This is a genomic window from Winogradskyella marina, assembly GCF_015645385.1.
GTDB classification, from domain to species: Bacteria; Bacteroidota; Bacteroidia; order Flavobacteriales; family Flavobacteriaceae; genus Winogradskyella; species Winogradskyella marina.
In genome coordinates this window covers 1-365 of record NZ_JADOET010000059.1, presented here as the reverse complement: position 1 = coordinate 365, position 365 = coordinate 1, and the positions used below count along the sequence as shown (strand labels likewise).

Here is a 365-nt window from a genome sequence, read left to right as displayed (position 1 = left end):
AATACAGGAGATGGAGTAGAAGTCTTTGATTTAACAGAAAATGAACTACTTATCCTAAATGGAGAGCCTGGAGTTACAGCAAGCTATTATGAAAGATTAGACGATGCCAACTCAGGAAACAATGCCATAACAGACCCAACACAATACACTAATACAGAGACACCAGAACAAGAGATCTATGTAAGGGTAACCAATGATGTTACAGGCTGTTATGCCTTAGTTGATTTTACGATTATAGTCCACCCATTACCGACAGTTGTGGCAGTAACGGATTTTATTCAATGTGAATTATTCACCGATGGTATTGATAGTTTTGACTTAACCACAAAAGACGAAGAAGTCTTAAACGGTCAAGATCCAACACA

At 37.8% G+C, this 365-nt stretch carries 1 pseudogene; it reads left to right on the top strand.

The features are described from left to right. A pseudogene (locus ITJ86_RS17200) lies at positions 1 to 365 on the top strand (T9SS type B sorting domain-containing protein); the annotation flags it as partial.